The sequence below is a fragment of the Nitrospira sp. Vd2 genome (assembly GCF_979581665.1).
The window spans coordinates 22787-38231 of the sequence record NZ_CEFZSK010000038.1 but is presented as its reverse complement, the minus strand read 5'-3'; the positions used below and the strand labels follow the sequence as shown (position 1 = coordinate 38231).

The following is a 15445-nucleotide window of genomic DNA, read 5'->3' as shown; positions in this document are numbered from 1 at the left end:
TGTGCCGCTCCGATCTTACGAGAAGGATTCACGAGTCAGGAATAACGAGCTACACGCCCGTCGGGAAGGTCTCGGGCGCCTCACTGTCCTTCCACGGATGAGGCGGATTGACATCAAGCGGCTGGACCGCATGCGTGCGATCGATGTGGATCAGCGCATCGAACTGGTCCGGGAGCTTGGCATAGAAATAATGGCTGATCCGCTCGGTCTCCGGCAAGTAAATCACCCCGATCGCGCGCTCCAAGCGGCGCTCCTCGAGCACGCGGCGGATGCGGGTGTCATCCCAGCGGAGGAGGAACGCGGGCAGACCGACTTGATGGAAGAGGGCTTCGTAGCTGTCGGGAAGGGCCGGGCGCACCGCCTTCCGCTCCATCTCGCCGTCCCAGTCGGACGCCGCGGTGACGTACCCGTCGTACGTCGTGAATCCAACAAGGACGGCCGCTCGGCCGTACCGCTCGCGCACGAGTTGTCCCACGTTGATCTCCCCGGCCTCAGCCATTTGCGTCGCGCGAGCGTCGCCGAGATGCGAGTTGTGCTCCCACACGACCACCTTCGGCTCGGGCTCCCGGCGACGGGCGTGGGTCATCAACGCATCAAGCGTTTCGGCCATGTGCTGATCGCGCACATTCCAGGAGGACACCCGCCCGTGGAACATGCTGCGGTAGTAACGCTCGGCGTTCTTGACCAAGCGCGCGTTCTGCTCGGCATAGAAGAACTCGTCTTCCGCCACGAAGCCGTCCCGCCGTAAGTAGTCCTCGGCACGGCGGTGCAGGTCGGTCAATTGGGTCACCACCTCATCCTCACACGTCTTCGTCAGGCCGAAGCCGGCCGCATAGCCGTAACGCTGGCTGTCTTCCCCGAAATGATCGAAGCAGGCGTATCGGAAGCGCGCGCGACGGGCGGCGTCCGGATCGATGTGATCGAGATAACCGAGCACGGCGCGCATCGAGGCATGCAGGCTGTAGAGATCCAGCCCATAGAAGCCGACCTTCCGCGGCTCGGGCCGGGCCTCGTTGTGCGCGCGCAGCCAGGCGATAAAGTCCTGCACCTCGATATTCCGCCACATCCAGATGGGAAAGCGTGTGAAGCCCCGGAGCGCGTCATCCGGCGACCGGTCAGCGCTCCGTCCGCTGACGTAGCGGTTCACGCGATACGCGTCCGGCCAGTCCGCTTCGACCGCCACCATCGTAAAGCCTTTTTCCTCGATCAGCCGTCTCGTGATCGCCGCACGCTCGCGATAGAACTCGCGCGGGCCGTGGGACGCCTCGCCGATGAGGACGACGCTCGCCGCACCGATACGGTCGAGTAGCGGATCATAATCGGCGCGCGGGCCGGTGAGCCGACACGCCGCTTCGCGCAGCAGGTCGGCGGCTTCAGTGATCGTCGTCGTCATCCTGTCTTCCTCAGTCGAAAGGACGCGGCCTCATCGAGGAGCCGTCGCACCTCCTCGTCGGAGGTCTGCGAAAAGTCCTCGTACCATTGGCCGACGCCATAGAACGCCTCGGGGGTCATCAGGCACTGCACCTCGTCCACCTTGGCGCGAAGGGCATCGCACGTTTCGGCTGCAGCGGTCGGAACCGCCACGATGACCCGCGCCGGCCGTTGGGATCGGACGGCATCGATGGCCGCCCGCATCGTCGATCCCGTCGCCAGCCCGTCATCCACGAGCATGACCACCCGGCCCTCGAGCGACGGTGACGGGCGATCCCCTCGATACTCGCGCTCTCGCCGCACCAATTCCTGCTGCTCCCTTGCCGCTACGGCGCCGATGACGGACTCGGCGATCGTGAGAAGCCGGACGACCTCATCATTGATGACGCGAATTCCGCCGCTTGCGATCGCGCCCATCGCCAACTCCTCATGGCCCGGCACGCCCAGTTTCCGCACGATCATCACATCGAGCGGCACGTGCAGGGCGTGCGCGATCTCGTAGCCGACCGGAACCCCGCCTCGCGGCAACGCGAGCACGAGCACATCAGGGCGATTCGCATAGGCCGCCAGCCGGCCGGCCAAGCAGCGACCGGCATCCCGACGATCGCGGAAGACCTGGTCCATTCGTTCACCGTTACAGTTCAGCCCGATTTGCGCTCGGCCACTGGCTCCTGACCCGTCTTAGAGGCGTCGACCGTCCCCAATGGTCCGAGGCCTTGAGTGCGAGAACCATCATGGACGAGCTGAAGATGAAAGCCGCAAAACCGCTTCGCCAAGAGCGCGCGCACGATCAGCGGCATGATGAGCAGAAGCGACACGGCGCTCGCGACGGCGAGCGGAAGGAGCGAGGCCCACAGCGAGGGCCCGGTACGCGCGAGTTCGGGCATCGCGAACAGCAGCAGCACGTTGATCAGGAACAGCAACGCGATAAAACTTCCCACCGCCCGCCAGAGCAGCGACCACCCGATTCGGATTGATTCCCGGTAGGTAGGCTCCGTCATGGGAACCATCGATGTCATGTTGAACGTTCAGGATCGATTCAACATTCAACAGCCGTCATCGAGCAGTCCCGTGTGGCGGCAAGGGCGTCGGTGGAGGCGGCAGCGGTGTCGGCAGCGGGCTGGGCGCCGGGCCCGGGAACGGGCTCCCCGGTTTCGGCGTCGGGTCGGTCGGACCGGGACTCGGCGTGGGATCGGCGGCAGTTGCCGGCAGCGGCCCAACAAGGACCATCAACCCGATTGCAAGTGCTATCGTCATGATCCGCACCGCGCGTTCTCCGTTTACGACGCCATCGCATGGACGGCCGCTGGATCCAGCTTGACCTTCAGCCATCCGGGTTGCCGCGTATCGAACGCCTTGTACGCCTCAATGGCCGACATCAATGGTTCCGTCTGCGTCAGCACGACGGCCGGGTCGATGACCCGGCTTTGGACGAGATGGAGCAGCCGCGGGATGTATCGTCGATGATTGCAATTCCCCATCTTGACCGTAAGGTTCTTGTTCATCGCCTCGCCGATCGGAAACACCCGCGCGGTTTGCGGATAGACGCCGATGATCGCCAACGTGCCGGCTTTCGCCAGCGCTTGGACCGCCCACGACAGGGCGAGTGAGGGGGCATCGCCGGGATGCCAGTTGTCGCCCTGCGGGCGCGCCGTCGGAGCGACCTCCTTTTGCTCTTCATCGAAATGGCGCTGCTCCGCCTCGAGCGAGGCGGCCGCAGGACCGTGGTGCGGCCGAGAGGCATCCACGCCGACGGCATCGATCACCCGATCGACGCCAATGCCGCCGGTGAGGCGCAAAATCACTTGGACGGGGTCTTCGGCTTCGTAGTCGACGACCTCGGCGCCCTGGGCCTGCGCCATCGCGAAGCGTGACGGAATCGTGTCGACCGCAATCACGCGTCCCGCTCCGTGCAGCTTGGCACTCGCGATCGCAAACTGCCCGACGGGTCCGCAGCCGAACACCGCGACCGTATCATCCGGCCGAATCTCCGCGAGATCGGCGCCGAAGTAGCCGGTCGGGAAGATATCGGAAACCAGGATCGCCTGATCGTCGCTGACGTCGTCCGGAATTTTGACGAGGCCGGCGTTTGCGTACGGTACGCGCGCCTTCTCCGCCTGCAGTCCCTGAAACGGTCCGGTTTGTTTCGGGCCTCCGAAGAACGCGGTGCCCGCCCTCGGACCGTTTGGATTGGCTTGGTCGCATTGCGATTGATATCCGGCACGGCAATAGACGCAGGACCCGCACGCAATCGTCGAGGGAATCACCACGCGATCGCCCGCTCGGAAATTCCGCACATCCGGGCCGACCTCCTCCACGATGCCGACGCCCTCGTGTCCGAGGATTGTTCCAGGTTCCATACCCGGCATCGTGCCCCGCACCATGTGGAGGTCCGTCCCGCAAATTGCGCTTGCCGTGAGGCGCACGATCGCATCCGTCCGTTGCTGGATCTTGGGTTCCGGCTCCTCGGTCAACCGGATATCGCCCACACCGTAGAAGACCACCGCTTTCATGGTGCCCCCTCAAAGCAACGCGTTCCAGGAAAGGCGTTCGAGGTTCGAGGTTGAAGACCGCCTTTTCCTGGACCTCGAACGCCTGTTAAAGACTTACGCCGCTCGGCTGGTACCTCCGCCCTGCTGTGAGGTCCCGCCGGTTTCAATTGGAATCTCACGGCGCCGGCGCTTGGACTCCGGCATCGGCACCGATACCGTGAGCACCCCGTTGTCGAACTGCGCCTTCGCCTGCTCGATGTTGGCTTCCTCGGGGATAGGAACCAGCCGATAAAACGAGCCGTAGGAGCGCTCCGAGCGGTACAGGCCTTCTCGCCGCTCTTCCTGCTCGCGTTTGCGTTCGCCCGTGATCACGAGGCCGTCCTGGGTCAACTCGACCTTCACGTCCTCTTTGCGAATGCCCGGCAACTCCGCGCACACGACGTAGTTGCCGTGTTGTTCCGATACCTCGATCGGCGGCGCCCACGCGCGCGATTCGGTCATCGCGCCACCGCGCGGCACGGCGCCTTCGAAAAACCGGTCCATCTCCTCCGAGAACCGGCGCATCAGCTCGAACGGGCTCGCGCTGAACAGTTCTCTCGGTGTCATGGCGAAGAGCGACGGCATCCGGCCCCACGAACTCATGGCCATGGGCTCGCGCGCGGTCATTGATCCGCCTTCGCTTCCCTGCGACGCCTTCCCTGCCTGCCCTTGTCCTTTTTGAAGTTCACCTCCGCCATCGTATCCTCCTTTTCCAGAATCCTCGTGTTGGACGCTGAATACGTGGTGGCTCTTCACGCCCATCGCTCAGCGACGGACCAACAACAACTGCTCGGCCAGCGGCCGGTTCCTCACGCTGCGCGCCAACAGTCCGACCCCCACGGCCGCAATCGTCACACCCGGCAGCGAACGCTTTGACGCCCCATACATCGTCAACGCCGTCCCCGCGACCCCGGCCGTCAGCCGAGCGGACGGCGACCAGTGCCGCTGCATCCACTCGCTGCGCTCGCCGATCCGGCGCTCGACAGGTCCGCCCTGTAAGCCAGGTACGCCGCTCGCGTCCTGGTGAACCTCTAACTCGTTCACCACCTCTGTGACGCCCGGCACCCGCTTGAGGATCCCGATGAGGTGGTCGACCTCATCGGCCAACACCGGCCCGGTCAGTCGCACCCGGCCTCGGTCCACCTGGACCACCACCGCGCTCGGATGGCGCAGGAGCATGCCGAGCTTTGCCCGCACCCGTTCTCGAAGAGTGTCGTCCGCGACAGCGTCGTCCCGACGAAAGCAGGACGTGATCTCCCTCCACCAGCCGTACGCCCGGTTGCGAAGGTCGCGCGTCGTCGCATCAGCGCCGTCCGTGACAAGGCGGCGCGCCTTCGCTGCGTGATCGCGGAGTAGCGCCCGCCGGCGCGTCCCTCGGTCGGGATCGAGCAAATACATGAGGCCCGCGCCCACTCCCATGCCGCTCGCGATCATCACGCTCGGTAGCATGGCACCACCTCCCATAGCCTGACGCCGACCGTGGCGCATCGTGCCTACGCCGCTCTCGCCGTCGTCTTGCTCATCCGACGGCACATATCGGCGCAGCGACGGCACTCTTCGGCACAAGGCCCACAGAGCGCATGGTGAGGCGCGTGTTGCTCACAGACCTGGGCGCAGCGTTCGCACACCTCGGCACAGAACGCGCACAGGCGCTCGGCGAGCGGCGACACGCGGCTCATCCATTGGGCTGCCAGCACGCAGATATCGCCGCATTCCCGGCACAATCGAATACACTGCTCCATGAGCTGGCTCTCGTGTTGATGCTCCATCCCAATCATGTCGTCGCTACACTCTTCGCAAATTTGCGCACACCGAAAACACGCTGCAATACAATCCTTCCATTCCTGGGTCAGTGTCCGCTTGTTGTCATGCATCGGTGCCTCCCTCTCCTGTTGCTCGCTGCTCGGACTTACACAGGAGCAGTTAATTTGACGTTAGACCCAACCCGCACGCCTCGCTATAGGCCCGTGACTGACGGCTGTATCGGCGAAACGACGAGGAGAAGGTCCGCCGGTACGTGCGAACGGAGTTGCCAACTTCAGCGCGTCGACTCGGTATCCTGGGGACACGCGGTGCTTCATTCACCGATGGCAACAATGGCCGTGCTGGTCCACGCTGAAGCGAAGGAGACGTATGATCCCAGTCGTCTTGATCGCCGTTCTGCTGACGGGCTGTGCATCGTCATCGAAGTCGACGACAGCGGCGAATCCACCACCGACGGCCTGCGAGTGCCCCGGGGCGGGTTCCACTGCGAGCCCGATCAATCGAGGAACTTCATGCGGCAAGAGCAGCCGGGGCATCAATAACCCTAACGCGCCGTCTCAATAGTCCGGGTGTGATGGCGGATCGTCGTAATAGATTTCCCGGTAAATCGGGCAGAGTCCTTTCGCACGAATGAGCTGCGTCACGTCGTCGATCATCCGATGGTTGCCGCACAGGTAGACGGCGAGGTTCGCGACCGACGTCACGTGTTGCTGCACCGGGACCGTCACGCGTCCCGCCGCCCCGTGCCATTCAGCATCGGGCTGTGACAGCGTCGTCGTGAACGTGAACCGATCATCCTCGGTCGCCCATGCTTCGAGTTCCTCCTGGTAATACAGATCGCGTCGACTGCGCAGCCCCCAATAGAGCCGCGCCCGTCCGTGCGACGGCGAAGACAACAGATCCATCAGCATGGCGCGCACCGGCGCGATGCCCGTCCCTGTCGCGACGAAGAGGTTGTCCCGCTGTCGGTCGTGTAGGTGAAAAGACCCGTCAGGCCCTTGGAACGCCACCGTCGTGCCGACCGTCAAGCCGAACAGGTACGTGGAGCCGATCCCTCCCGGGAGCCGATTGAACACGAGCGTCACGTGGTCGGGTTCGGCGGGCGACGAGGCGATTGAATAGGGACGGACGACGGGACGGCCGCTCGTCGGGGAGACCAACTCAAAGGAGATGAATTGCCCGGCCTTGAACACGATCTCCTTGGGATGAATCAGCTCGAGGTCCAATTCTCGCACGTCATGCGTCAAATCCCGCACGGAACGAACTCGGGCTTCGAAGACTTCCAAGGGCATCGCGACGTGCCGTCAACCGGGCCTGAAACTTAAGCCGCCGAGGAACGGAGAAGCACCCGGCGCATAGGCGTCAGGAAGCGATCCTCTCGCCGTTCGCGCGTTGTCCTCCTACGCCGGTGTCCGCGCCGTGACGTTCAAGGATGCGCCGTACCTCTTCCACTCGGTTTCGTGTCTCGACGGTCACCAGCACGCGTCCCGCTCGAATACCCGCTTCGAGGTACTGAGCGTGCTCGCCCGGGATATTGAGCCCGACCAAGCTCCCGATCAACCCGCCGGCTGCGGCGCCGACACCGGCTCCCGTCACGATCGACGCCCCGGTGGCTCCCACTACGCCGGCCAGCGTGCCACCGGCGAGCAGCGGGCCGAGGCCTGGCACCGTGACGGCACCGACGGCCACGAGCAGCCCCGTCAGTCCTCCCAACACACCGCCACCGACGGCACCGGCCGCGGCCTCTTCAGGCGCCCGTGTGGCTGGAGCGATGGGCGGAGGCGTCGGGCTGTCCTCCGTGTTGCGGAGGGCAGGACCGATGTCCCCTTCCAAGAACCCCGCCGCCTTGAGGTCCTTCACGGCCCCAGCGGCAGAGGGAAGGTCGGGAAAGAGGCCCGCGACGACGCGACGGTCCGCAGACTCGGCACAAGGCTTCGCGATGCTACGATCGCCGCTTTGCTCTCCCACGACCTGCTCCGCTCGACGAACGGCGTCGACTCGTCGCTTTCGCCCCCGTGCGCGAGCTGCTGCTCTTTTTCGGCCGCACCTTCACGCCGGCTCGGCGCGCCTTCGACAGGCCGATCGCCACCGCTTGCTTGCGATTCTTGACGCGGTGCTTTCCTCGCTTCATATGGTGCATCTCTTCCCGTACGTACTCGCCGGCCTGAGTCGATGGCGCTTTGCCTGCTCGCTTCTTCTGCCTGGCCCGTTCACGTGTCTTTCGTTCCGGCATGCCAGCTCCTTTCGATGCGCAGGATGTGGCTTCCTGGAGCATCCTGCCTCGTCTCATTGTGCGTCATCCCGCGCGCTTCTGGCGTCGGCGCTCCTCCGAATTCTGCGCTCCCGTCTCCTCTCGTACCCGTTCTTGGTAATCTTCGGACGACGCCGGATTCAGTTCCCATCGCTCATTGTCGCGCTGCTCGATCTTCGCCGCCGCGCCCAACGGCTCGGTATCCTGAAAGGTCAACCCGACCGCCTCGCCGACTTCCTCGACGATATCCTGATCCGGCATGGCATGCTGCCCGCTCACGGTCTCATCGCCGACATCTTCGCGGTCCCATCGCGCATCCACATCGCCGCCTGCCGTCGCCATCGCACCGGGTTCATAGTCCTCGATCGCACCGCGACGGGTCTCGGCACCGCGTTGTGCCTGTGCTTCCCGAAACTCCTCTTTCACTTCTTCGTCGGCATCGGCATCCGACGTGTCTTGGCTCTCGTAGTACTCGCGGATGACCTCGTCGGCATCGCGCTCCTCTTTGTCGTTCTCGGCCATGGTCTCTCCTTTGTCGGAATGTTCCATTCTGCTACGGCGTGAGCACGACCTTGATGCAGCCGTCTTGTTTCTCCTGAAACGTTCGGTAGGCCGCGGGCGCTTCTTCCAACGGAATACGATGCGTGATCACGAAGGAGGGATCGATCTCGCCCTGCTCGATTCGTTCGAGCAAGGGACGCGTGTAACGATGGACATGCGTTTGCCCCATCTTGAAGGTGAGCGCCTTACTGAACGCGGCGCCCATCGGTACCTTGTCGATGAATCCGCTGTAGACTCCGGGGATCGACACGGTGCCACCCTTTCGGCACGCTCGGATCGCTTCCCTGAGCGCGATCGGCCGGTCGGTTTCCAGATGCATGCTTTGCTTCACGCGATCGTACCACGCCGCCAGCGTGGCGCCGTGTGCTTCCATGCCGACCGCATCGATACACGCATCCGGACCGCGCCCTCCCGTCATCGTCCGCAGCGTCTCGACGACGTCATCCACCTCGTCGTAGTTGATCACGTCCGCGCGGCCTTGTTTCGCCATCGCCAACCGCTCCGGAACCCGATCGATGGCGATCACCCGTGTCGCGCCCAGCATATACGCGCTCCGTATGGCGAACTGGCCGACCGGGCCGCACCCCCAGACGGCGATCGTATCGTCCGGATGGATGTCACAGTTCTCGGCCGCCATGTAGCCAGTGGGAAAGATATCGGAGAGAAAGAGCACGCGCTCATCCGAGAGGCCGGCTGGAATTTTCACCGCCCCGACATCCGCGAACGGCACCCGAACGTACTGGGCTTGCCCGCCGGCGTAACCGCCGAACAAGTGCGAATACCCGAACAGGCCGGCGCTCGAATCCTCATACAAGGCTTCCGCCATCCAGGCATTCGGATTGGTATTGTCGCAGAGCGACCAGAGCTGCCGCTTGCAGTAGAAGCACTGCCCGCATGAGATGGCGAACGGGACGACCACGCGATCGCCGGGCCGGAGGCTCTTGACCTCGGGCCCCACGTCGACGACTTCGCCCATGAATTCATGGCCAAGAATATCGCCCGCCTGCATCGTCGGGTTATAGCCGCCATAGAGTGGATGCAGATCCGAACCGCAGATTGCCGTCAGCGTCGTCTTCACGATCGCGTCCCGCGGATTGAGGAGCTTCGGCTCGGGCACTTCCTCCACCCGGACCCGCTCGGTTCCGTACCAACACACGGCTTTCATCGTGCCCCTCCTCGCGCACTGCAACCGCGCGACCCCTTCGTGTACTTGTCATCCGCGCCGCCCGGGACGAATCGTTTCAGTTCTTGGGGCTTGTCGATCGTCGAATAATATTTCGACGCCGTCCGCGATTTTTTCGGCGGCGCGGCCCGCGCCTTCCGCTCCTCCAGCGCCTTCCGCATGCGCTCGGTCTTCTTGCCCTTGTTTCCCCCGGCTTTCTTTTTTCGATCCTTCTGATTCGGCATCAGTGGCTCTCGTCTTCTTTCTATCTTTCCTTTTATTTCCCTTATTATCTCACTGTCGACGACTCACTGGAGGCGTGCCCGGGTCGCCCTTTACTGCGCGCGTCGGCCGAGCACATTCCGATCGTGCGCGGTCCGCGAGCACGAAGGGCGCCCGGGCGCGCCTCCTCTTCTTCATCGTTTCGGTCCCCTCGGCTGCCCTTCGATCGTCGGCACCTCCCCCGCTTCCATCAGTTGCTTGAACCGCCGCAAATCATCGCTGAGCTGGACGCCGGGCTCTTCACCGAGCAGCTTGCCGATCGCCGCGCCAAAGGTGCCGGCGACCGGTTCGTATTCCAGTTCGATCGTCACCTCGGTCCCCCGGTCGTCCGGTGCCGGGGCGAACCGCACGACACCCCAGTGGGCGATGTCCGACCCTTCACAAGACTGCCAGGCGAGCAGCGTGTTTTCTTTCTCGTTCACGATTTCTGCGTCCCATTCGATCGTACCGCCCCCCGGGCTTCGCGCGATCCAATGGGACCGTTTGCCGTCGACCTCGCGCACCGATTCCAGGTGACGCATGATCCGTGGCAGGTTCTCCAATCGACGCCAGAACTGGTAAAGCTCTTCCGGCCGTCGATTGATGGTCATGTTTCGCACGACTTCAATTCGCTGGGCGCCTCGGGTGGTTCGCACGAGATGAAGGCCCAACGCCTCATACAACCGGCTATGTCCCGTCAGCGTCCGGTACAAGAGACCGGTCCCGATGAGCGCGAGGGCTGCGCCGCTCACCCCGCGACGCCGCGCCCCGTACAATGTCAAGGCGAGCCCTGCGACACCGGATACGGCCCGCTCGACATCGGTCAGATTGATCGCCGCGCCCCCGAGGCCTGTTTCGATGTCCGGTTCAACGCGCCGCTCTTTGCTCGCACGTCCCATGGTGCTCCTCCAGTTCCTTTTGAGTTCTTCGTGCAAACGGCGGACCGACTTTCCGTGGGGGACGAATGATGCCATCAGCCGGAACATACACCTTTTCGCAAAAAACTTGAGACCGTGGAGCGAGCGAGGATCGAAGAAGGCGAGCACTCTGTCTCAACAGGGACAGACATTCCGAGAGGTGCCAGCGGTAAAAAAGGCCCGTGGCCAGCCCCGAGGCGCGGATCGACCCCAACTCGCGGCACGGCACGCTTTCGGGACCAATCGTGTCGGCCGAGTACGGACACGTAAGTATTTTTCTCTCTTATAGAGGAAGGATGCAGCATCGGGTAAGGTGGTTGCTATAGGGTCATTGCTCGATGTCTCAGCAGCAGGTGCGGCAATGGCGAGAATCTTAGTGATCGACGACGAAGAGGTCTTTCTCGACGCGCTGTCCGAGGCCGTCGAGCTACGCCGGTGGCGGGTTACGGTAAGACACGGCGCTTTCCGCCGATGAAGCCGCCGACCTCCTTCGGTCCGTCGAGTACGATGTCGTGATCAGCGATGTGCGGATGCCGGGTATGGATGGGATCGAATTGCTGAAACTCTGCAAGGAGGTCAGGCCCGATACGCCGGTGGTCCTGATTACCGGGTATGGTGATCCCCAACTCGAGAAGGAGGCGTTGCGGCTCGGCGCCTATGCCTTCATCCACAAGCCCTTCGTGGTCGACGTCTTCTTTTCGGTCGTCCGTCGCGCGCTGCTCCGTTCGATGTTGCGACGCCGGCGAATGCCCGCCGACCCATTGTGCGTGACCGCCACACCGGCTGCGCTGGCCCGAGAAGCGTCATAACGTCTGTTGATCGCCTGATGCGGGAAGAGCCGGGCGCCGAGCGCCCGGCTCCTCGTCCGCTAGCTCCTTCCTTCCCTGGCCCGTTCCCAGCCGTACCGGACGGCATCTTTATAGCGTGTCCACGGTCCCATCGCGCCCTCGTCCCATTCGCGAGACACACGCGGCTCCAACTCGGTCCAGTCCCTCACCGAACGATAGTTCGGATCCTTGGCCAACTCATACCCATAGACGTACGCCGGGCGGTACTGCTCGTAGGCGTACCCGGATTCGGCATAGTTTTGATCGTAGTTCTTCCGGAAGTCCGGCTCATACTCCATCACATCGCCGATCTTGGCCGTCTCCATCTCACCTTGCTGCGCCTGTTGCCGCAACGCGATGTCCTGAGATTCGCGGTCACGGCGCGCCATCGCTTCTTCCGGGGTCTCGGTCGGCACGATCACGATCGTCCGCTCTTCGATCACCGTCGGTGGCTGCGCCGGCGCGACGTCCGAAGGAAGGGCCGTTGGGCCCGTCATCGACTCGTCCTGCAAACGCGGTAACGCCTTCCCCTCGGGAGTCTCGTTGATCGTCGCGGTCGTCGCGTTGCTACTGGGTTGTGCTCGATGGGCGTGTGTCGAGAGCGACTCGCGCAACGCGCGGTTATCCTGCTCGCTCGCCGCCGCTTCGCCGATCTTGCCCGGCCGATTGATGTTCATTTCATTCACCAACGTGCGTTCATGCTCCGCGGACGAATAGCGGTCTGCGGGAACGCGATCACGCGTCGACTGACAAGCGGCGAGCAGCGCCAGGGGCAAAGCCGCCGCCGCAATATACTGCATCCTTCTCATAACGCCTCCTTGTCGCCTTTCACATGGAAGTGGAATCGTTGCTGCCCGCTTCTGTACTTGCCACTAGAGCGCTCCCCGGTACAACTTCGCCACCGGCCATCAGCGCACTTCATCGTCTCTTAGACACCCACCGTGATGGCGGAGAAAGCCGTACGGACACTTCCTACCTAGCAGCCGCGTACTCCTCCTGCGTCCTCCGTTGTGCGTCTGAGCGAAGCGGGCGTCGCGTGTATGCCGCTCTCTCTGGTCTATACATTTGCCATGCCACGCCGGCCGCGAATGCTACGCCCAAAATTCCCAACCAGCGGCGATAGATGTTCGCCCACAGTTGCAGACTGGAAGTGCGTGCGCGGTCATCGAACTGCCCATGCGCGCCGAAATCTTTGTTCACCGGTTCGAACAAATTGTTCGGCCGGTCGGGGTCGACGGGCTGGTCCGTTTGCTGAGCGTCATAACCGACCCAGGCCAGGTAATGATCGAGCAGACCCGGGATGAATTTGTCCCCGACGATCGCTTTGACGGTCGGCCAACCCACGCTGAGTTCCCGTCGACGGTGGTGGGCCGCCCAGACGATGGCACGAGCGATCACCTCCGGCTGGTAGATGGGCGGAACCGGTTGCGGATGGCGCGGCATGCGCGTCTTGATCCAACTGAACTGCGGTGTGTTCACGGCGGGCAGTTGAACAATCGTGACATGCACGTGACTGCCGTCGTGAATCAGCTCCGATCGCAACGATTCGGTAAACCCTTCGATCGCGTGTTTCGCCGCGCAGTAGGCGGACTGAAGCGGAATCGACCGGTAGGCCAGCGCCGAGCCGACGTGCACGATAACGCCCCGGTCCCGGGGTAACATGTGCTTGAGTGCGGACAGCGTCCCATGCACGTACCCCAGATACGTGACCTCGGTGACCCGCCGAAACTCCTCCGCGGTCATCTCCTTCACCGGAGACAAGACCGACACCATCGCGTTGTTGATCCAGATATCGATCGGCCCGAATTCCTCTTCGACCCGGGCGGCCGCCGCTTCGACGTGCGCCGCGTCGGCCACGTCGGTCGGCAACACGACGGCTCGTCCGCCGAGCTCTTCCACCTCGCGCCGTGCCGCTTCCAATCCTTCCCGACCGCGCGCGAGCAGGCCGATGGAAGCCCCGCGCTTGGCGAACTCGCGGACGGTCGCCCGCCCCACGCCCGCTGACGCACCGGTGATGACGACCACCTCGGGCCTTTCCCTTCCTCCGTTTCCTCTCATGGCGCTTCCTCCTTGAGCCCGCATTGTAGGGAAAGGCCGTTGACCGTCCTATCGGCGACGCCGCTTCATCCCTGTGCATCACCCCATCCCGGCTTTGTCCGCGGTCCGCGGACGACCGAGAGCGAGGTGCGCGACGTCGCTTCCCGTCATACGGCTTTGCGTTCGCCTCGGAGCACCGCCTCGACATCCACGCGCTTCTCGGCCGAGCCGCGCCGGCAGTTGTCGCAGCGGCCGCACGGCTCGTCACGTTCCTGCCCGAAGTAGCCGGCCAGATAGCAGACGCGGCATCGGGTCGTCTGCCCATAGCGCATCATGGCCTCCAACCGTTCCCGATCGTCGGCATGGCGGGTCTCGTATTCATCCAGGAAGGTTTCGAATTCCTGCGCGCTAGAAAAGTTGCGAAGCTGTCGGACGCCCCGAGCGCGCGACACGATGCCCATCGATTCCAAGAGCGCCACGATGACTTTCACGCGATTCTCGGGAAGGCCGGTCTGCCCGGCCAACGCCCGGATCGACACGCCTGGGCCGCCCGTTCTCTGCGAAACCATTTCCGACAGGGCACGGAATAGCTCGAGTGATTCGTCCCGCCGAGGATATTTGCCGCCGAGAAAAAAGCTCTGGACCCGGCGATCCTCCAAACGATAGAGCAAGACGGCTCTAGCCGGTTTCCCATCGCGTCCGGCGCGTCCCGCCTCCTGCACGTACGTTTCAATCGAGTCAGGAATCGTGTAGTGGACGACGCACCGCAGATCGGCCTTGTCGATCCCAAGCCCGAAGGCCTTCGTCGCAACGACGACCTGGTACGCATTCCGCATGAACCGTGCTTGCGTCTCCTCCCGTTCGCGAACGCGAAGTCGACCATGGTATCGACCGACGGTCACGCCCGCCCGGGTTAACCGGGTCCAGAGGTCGTTGGCCAGCCTGACGGTGGCCACATAGACGATCGCCGGCCCCGCCGCCTCCTTGAGGACATCGAGCAACGCCTGAAACTTTTCCTCTTCGTTGACCGTCCGGATCACGTCAAACGAGAGGTTCGGCCGGTCGATCCCCAGATTGACGATCTCGGGCTTACGCATGTCGAGCTGCTTCACGATATCGTCGACGACTGCCGGGGTCGCGGTTGCCGTGAGCGCGAGAATCGGCGGGCGCCCGACAGCGCGCGCCGCGTCACGGAGGGAGAGGTAGGCCGGACGAAAGTCGTGACCCCATTGCGAGATGCAATGCGCCTCGTCAACGACGAACAGCGAGATGCCGGTTTGCGCGAGCAGCGCGAGGTAGTCACGCTGCTCGAGCCGCTCCGGCGTGACATAGATCAGTTCAGGTTCTCCTTCGCGAATGTCGTCCACCGCGTCCCGCTCCTCCGCCCGAGTCAACGTCGAGTTCAACTTGGCGGCGGCGATGTGACGGTCTTCAAGCTTCTCCTGCTGATCCTGCATCAAAGCAATGAGCGGCGAGACTACAAGGACCGCATGGGGAAAGAAGAAGGCCGGGAGCTGATAGCACAACGATTTTCCGCCGCCCGTGGGGAGGATCCCGAGCACGTCCTTTCCCCGCTTGACCGCGTCGATAATCGCGCGTTGACCGGGCCGATATCGCTGCACGCCAAGGCGCGCCATCGCTTTGCGTTCGTTCTCCGCGGTCCATTTCCACGCCAGATTCATCCGTCCTCCCGTCTCTCGTCG

Annotated in this window: 20 protein-coding genes; 2 read left to right on the top strand and 18 right to left on the bottom strand. The window is 63.5% G+C overall.

The window, feature by feature from the left end; genetic code table 11:
- Positions 1-49: 49 nt before the first annotated feature.
- The 8 genes from AC1U7K_RS14790 to AC1U7K_RS14755 all read right to left on the bottom strand — a co-directional run bounded on the left by AC1U7K_RS14790 (position 50) and on the right by AC1U7K_RS14755 (position 5836).
- Positions 50-1393, bottom strand: coding sequence for an erythromycin esterase family protein (locus AC1U7K_RS14790; protein ID WP_480252270.1), 1344 nt, complete (start codon positions 1391-1393; stop codon positions 50-52).
- Positions 1390-2055 carry a phosphoribosyltransferase gene (locus tag AC1U7K_RS14785; protein ID WP_480252268.1) on the bottom strand — a complete coding sequence of 222 codons (666 nt, stop codon included), beginning with the start codon at positions 2053-2055 and terminating at the stop codon, positions 1390-1392. Before AC1U7K_RS14785 ends, AC1U7K_RS14790 begins: the two co-directional genes overlap by 4 nt.
- A gap of 17 nt (positions 2056-2072) precedes the next feature.
- Complete coding sequence (locus AC1U7K_RS14780) at positions 2073-2432, bottom strand: hypothetical protein (protein ID WP_480252266.1); 360 nt, start codon at positions 2430-2432, stop codon at positions 2073-2075.
- 55 nt (positions 2433-2487) lie between these two features.
- Positions 2488-2688 (bottom strand): hypothetical protein, encoded by a 201-nt coding sequence (locus tag AC1U7K_RS14775; RefSeq protein ID WP_480252265.1) that lies wholly within the window; start codon positions 2686-2688, stop codon positions 2488-2490.
- Positions 2689-2711: 23 nt separating this feature from the next.
- Positions 2712-3944, bottom strand: coding sequence for a zinc-dependent alcohol dehydrogenase (locus tag AC1U7K_RS14770; RefSeq protein WP_480252263.1), 1233 nt, complete (start codon positions 3942-3944; stop codon positions 2712-2714).
- A gap of 93 nt (positions 3945-4037) precedes the next feature.
- Positions 4038-4589, bottom strand: a complete 552-nt coding sequence (locus AC1U7K_RS14765; protein ID WP_480252262.1) for an Hsp20/alpha crystallin family protein — start codon at positions 4587-4589, stop codon at positions 4038-4040.
- 138 nt (positions 4590-4727) lie between these two features.
- A complete protein-coding gene (locus AC1U7K_RS14760) occupies positions 4728-5411 on the bottom strand; it encodes a BON domain-containing protein (protein ID WP_480252261.1) in 684 nt (227 codons plus the stop codon).
- Positions 5412-5455: 44 nt separating this feature from the next.
- Complete coding sequence (locus AC1U7K_RS14755) at positions 5456-5836, bottom strand: four-helix bundle copper-binding protein (RefSeq protein ID WP_480252259.1); 381 nt, start codon at positions 5834-5836, stop codon at positions 5456-5458.
- Positions 5837-6049: 213 nt separating this feature from the next.
- Here AC1U7K_RS14755 and AC1U7K_RS14750 point away from each other — a divergent pair, with 213 nt between their 5' ends.
- Complete coding sequence (locus AC1U7K_RS14750) at positions 6050-6268, top strand: hypothetical protein (RefSeq protein ID WP_480252258.1); 219 nt, start codon at positions 6050-6052, stop codon at positions 6266-6268.
- 15 nt (positions 6269-6283) lie between these two features.
- On the opposite strand, the gene AC1U7K_RS14745 is transcribed toward AC1U7K_RS14750, so the two are convergent.
- The 7 genes from AC1U7K_RS14745 to AC1U7K_RS14715 form a co-directional block, all read right to left on the bottom strand.
- Positions 6284-7018: an FAD-binding oxidoreductase gene (locus AC1U7K_RS14745; RefSeq protein WP_480252257.1), complete on the bottom strand. Its 735-nt coding sequence runs from the start codon at positions 7016-7018 to the stop codon at positions 6284-6286.
- A gap of 70 nt (positions 7019-7088) precedes the next feature.
- Entirely contained in the window at positions 7089-7694 is a 606-nt protein-coding gene (locus AC1U7K_RS14740; RefSeq protein WP_480252256.1) for a hypothetical protein, read from the bottom strand.
- The gene (locus AC1U7K_RS14735; RefSeq protein WP_480252254.1) at positions 7669-7959 is read right to left on the bottom strand and encodes a DUF6496 domain-containing protein; all 291 of its coding nucleotides are present in this window, start codon (positions 7957-7959) and stop codon (positions 7669-7671) included. Before AC1U7K_RS14735 ends, AC1U7K_RS14740 begins: the two co-directional genes overlap by 26 nt.
- Positions 7960-8022: 63 nt before the next feature.
- A complete protein-coding gene (locus AC1U7K_RS14730) occupies positions 8023-8499 on the bottom strand; it encodes a DUF6335 family protein (protein ID WP_480252252.1) in 477 nt (158 codons plus the stop codon).
- A gap of 31 nt (positions 8500-8530) precedes the next feature.
- Positions 8531-9703, bottom strand: a complete 1173-nt coding sequence (locus AC1U7K_RS14725; RefSeq protein ID WP_480252250.1) for a zinc-dependent alcohol dehydrogenase — start codon at positions 9701-9703, stop codon at positions 8531-8533.
- On the bottom strand, positions 9700-9945 hold the full coding sequence (locus AC1U7K_RS14720) for a hypothetical protein (protein ID WP_480252248.1): 246 nt from the start codon (positions 9943-9945) through the stop codon (positions 9700-9702). Before AC1U7K_RS14720 ends, AC1U7K_RS14725 begins: the two co-directional genes overlap by 4 nt.
- 171 nt (positions 9946-10116) lie before the next feature.
- On the bottom strand, positions 10117-10860 hold the full coding sequence (locus AC1U7K_RS14715; RefSeq protein WP_480252246.1) for an SRPBCC family protein: 744 nt from the start codon (positions 10858-10860) through the stop codon (positions 10117-10119).
- Positions 10861-11390: 530 nt separating this feature from the next.
- On the opposite strand from AC1U7K_RS14715, the gene AC1U7K_RS14710 reads away from it, so the two are divergent.
- Positions 11391-11687: a response regulator transcription factor gene (locus AC1U7K_RS14710; RefSeq protein WP_480252245.1), complete on the top strand. Its 297-nt coding sequence runs from the start codon at positions 11391-11393 to the stop codon at positions 11685-11687.
- Between the two features lie 59 nt (positions 11688-11746).
- Here AC1U7K_RS14710 and AC1U7K_RS14705 read toward each other — a convergent pair whose 3' ends face one another.
- The 3 genes from AC1U7K_RS14705 to AC1U7K_RS14695 form a co-directional block, all read right to left on the bottom strand.
- Positions 11747-12514: a hypothetical protein gene (locus AC1U7K_RS14705; RefSeq protein ID WP_480252243.1), complete on the bottom strand. Its 768-nt coding sequence runs from the start codon at positions 12512-12514 to the stop codon at positions 11747-11749.
- A gap of 163 nt (positions 12515-12677) precedes the next feature.
- Positions 12678-13763: an SDR family oxidoreductase gene (locus AC1U7K_RS14700; RefSeq protein ID WP_480252242.1), complete on the bottom strand. Its 1086-nt coding sequence runs from the start codon at positions 13761-13763 to the stop codon at positions 12678-12680.
- A gap of 146 nt (positions 13764-13909) precedes the next feature.
- The gene (locus tag AC1U7K_RS14695; protein ID WP_480252241.1) at positions 13910-15424 is read right to left on the bottom strand and encodes a RecQ family ATP-dependent DNA helicase; all 1515 of its coding nucleotides are present in this window, start codon (positions 15422-15424) and stop codon (positions 13910-13912) included.
- Positions 15425-15445: the final 21 nt, after the last annotated feature.

Bases quoted from the DNA above. Each gene is read 5' to 3' on its own strand.
- AC1U7K_RS14790 (WP_480252270.1), bottom strand. From the start codon at position 1,393: ATGACGACGACGATCACTGAAGCCGCCGACCTGCTGCGCGAAGCGGCG.
- AC1U7K_RS14785 (WP_480252268.1), bottom strand. From the start codon at position 2,055: ATGGACCAGGTCTTCCGCGATCGTCGGGATGCCGGTCGCTGCTTGGCC.
- AC1U7K_RS14780 (WP_480252266.1), bottom strand. From the start codon at position 2,432: ATGACGGAGCCTACCTACCGGGAATCAATCCGAATCGGGTGGTCGCTG.
- AC1U7K_RS14775 (WP_480252265.1), bottom strand. From the start codon at position 2,688: ATGACGATAGCACTTGCAATCGGGTTGATGGTCCTTGTTGGGCCGCTG.
- AC1U7K_RS14770 (WP_480252263.1), bottom strand. From the start codon at position 3,944: ATGAAAGCGGTGGTCTTCTACGGTGTGGGCGATATCCGGTTGACCGAG.
- AC1U7K_RS14765 (WP_480252262.1), bottom strand. From the start codon at position 4,589: ATGACCGCGCGCGAGCCCATGGCCATGAGTTCGTGGGGCCGGATGCCG.
- AC1U7K_RS14760 (WP_480252261.1), bottom strand. From the start codon at position 5,411: ATGCTACCGAGCGTGATGATCGCGAGCGGCATGGGAGTGGGCGCGGGC.
- AC1U7K_RS14755 (WP_480252259.1), bottom strand. From the start codon at position 5,836: ATGCATGACAACAAGCGGACACTGACCCAGGAATGGAAGGATTGTATT.
- AC1U7K_RS14750 (WP_480252258.1), top strand. From the start codon at position 6,050: ATGGCAACAATGGCCGTGCTGGTCCACGCTGAAGCGAAGGAGACGTAT.
- AC1U7K_RS14745 (WP_480252257.1), bottom strand. From the start codon at position 7,018: ATGCCCTTGGAAGTCTTCGAAGCCCGAGTTCGTTCCGTGCGGGATTTG.
- AC1U7K_RS14735 (WP_480252254.1), bottom strand. From the start codon at position 7,959: ATGCCGGAACGAAAGACACGTGAACGGGCCAGGCAGAAGAAGCGAGCA.
- AC1U7K_RS14730 (WP_480252252.1), bottom strand. From the start codon at position 8,499: ATGGCCGAGAACGACAAAGAGGAGCGCGATGCCGACGAGGTCATCCGC.
- AC1U7K_RS14725 (WP_480252250.1), bottom strand. From the start codon at position 9,703: ATGAAAGCCGTGTGTTGGTACGGAACCGAGCGGGTCCGGGTGGAGGAA.
- AC1U7K_RS14720 (WP_480252248.1), bottom strand. From the start codon at position 9,945: ATGCCGAATCAGAAGGATCGAAAAAAGAAAGCCGGGGGAAACAAGGGC.
- AC1U7K_RS14715 (WP_480252246.1), bottom strand. From the start codon at position 10,860: ATGGGACGTGCGAGCAAAGAGCGGCGCGTTGAACCGGACATCGAAACA.
- AC1U7K_RS14705 (WP_480252243.1), bottom strand. From the start codon at position 12,514: ATGAGAAGGATGCAGTATATTGCGGCGGCGGCTTTGCCCCTGGCGCTG.
- AC1U7K_RS14700 (WP_480252242.1), bottom strand. From the start codon at position 13,763: ATGAGAGGAAACGGAGGAAGGGAAAGGCCCGAGGTGGTCGTCATCACC.
- AC1U7K_RS14695 (WP_480252241.1), bottom strand. From the start codon at position 15,424: ATGAATCTGGCGTGGAAATGGACCGCGGAGAACGAACGCAAAGCGATG.